The sequence below is a fragment of the Streptomyces sp. NPDC056948 genome, assembly GCF_042674225.1.
Classification (GTDB): domain Bacteria; phylum Actinomycetota; class Actinomycetes; order Streptomycetales; family Streptomycetaceae; genus Streptomyces; species Streptomyces purpurascens.
Window position 1 is genome coordinate 1 of record NZ_JBHUQX010000832.1, and the last position, 1,046, is coordinate 1,046.

At 70.5% G+C, this 1,046-nt stretch carries 2 protein-coding genes; one reads left to right on the forward strand and one right to left on the reverse strand.

Going from position 1 to position 1,046, the window contains the following annotated elements:
• Window positions 1–55: 55 nt before the first annotated feature.
• The gene (locus ACFTZL_RS45100; RefSeq protein ID WP_010045410.1) at window positions 56–244 is read right to left on the reverse strand and encodes a DUF5703 family protein; all 189 of its coding nucleotides are present in this window, start codon (window positions 242–244) and stop codon (window positions 56–58) included.
• 47 nt (window positions 245–291) lie between these two features.
• Here ACFTZL_RS45100 and ACFTZL_RS45105 point away from each other — a divergent pair, with 47 nt between their 5' ends.
• Window positions 292–1,002, forward strand: a complete 711-nt coding sequence (locus ACFTZL_RS45105; protein WP_382596495.1) for a hypothetical protein — start codon at window positions 292–294, stop codon at window positions 1,000–1,002.
• Window positions 1,003–1,046: the final 44 nt, after the last annotated feature.

Sequence of the window (1,046 nt, forward strand, 5' to 3'; positions counted from 1 at the left end):
CCGCCGATGCGGGGCCCGCTCCCGTGTATGCCTTCTCCCGGTGCGCCGTCTCAGCTCACCACGTGGCCCGCACCTGGCGGATGATCCGCCGACGCAACCGCACCTTGCGGCTGCCGTCGCGCAGCAGGCTCAGACGGTGCAACTCCCAGTGTCCGTACTCGGCGTGGTCCGTCAGCAGACGCGCCGTTTCCTTGCGGGAGACCCCGCGCGGTACGTACACGTCGACAAATTCGTATTCCGGCATCGCATCTATTGTGCGGGCTGGGGCCTGGTACGGATAGCGTCTGCACTATGTCTGATGCTGCGCAGCCCACCGCTGCCGAGGTACGCGCCGCCGCCGAGGCGGTCAAGACCGCGCTCGACCGCCACCTGGCCGCGGTCGAAGGCAGGTCGGGAGAGGACGACCCGGCCGTCTACGAGGCGTTCAACCAGCTGGCCGCGGCCGCAGAGGTGTACGACGAACTGCTCTACGACCGATACGACGAGGTCACCCCCTTCGAGATCCCCGGTGCGGAGGACGCGCTGCCCCCGTACGCGGGCCCCGAGGAACCGAACGCGCTGAGCGTGCTGATCCGCCGCGACTACGCGGTGGCGGAGCCACAGCGTCTCCTGGCGCAGGCGCAGCGGATCGAGGCCGCGGAGGGCGAGGACGGCCCGGCGGCCTCCGGGACGACCCATGGCGCGCTCGGCCTGCTGTTCGGCGAGTTCGAGCCGGACGAGATCGCCTCCCGGCACAAGGAGTTCGGGCTCGAGGAGGGCGATTCCACGCTCTGGGTGATGGCGGCTGACGATCCGGCCGACCCCGGGGAGTGGCTGGAGGCCCCGTTCGAGCAGGTCGATCCGCAGCAGGTGGTCTGCCGCTTCGACGTCAGCGCCGTCTTCGACGACGTCGAGGACGACGATGACGAAGAGGACGACGACGGGGAGGACCTGGAGGAGGGCCTCGACGCCGACCTGGACGAGGACGAGGACCTGGAGCGCCTGGACGCGGACCGCCGCTGAGCGCACACGTCAGCACCGGACGGCGGTGGTCACGGGGACGGCCC

Coding starts and splice junctions, on each gene's coding strand:
- ACFTZL_RS45105 (WP_382596495.1), top strand. CDS start 292: ATGTCTGATGCTGCGCAGCCCACCGCTGCCGAGGTACGCGCCGCCGCC.
- ACFTZL_RS45100 (WP_010045410.1), bottom strand. CDS start 244: ATGCCGGAATACGAATTTGTCGACGTGTACGTACCGCGCGGGGTCTCC.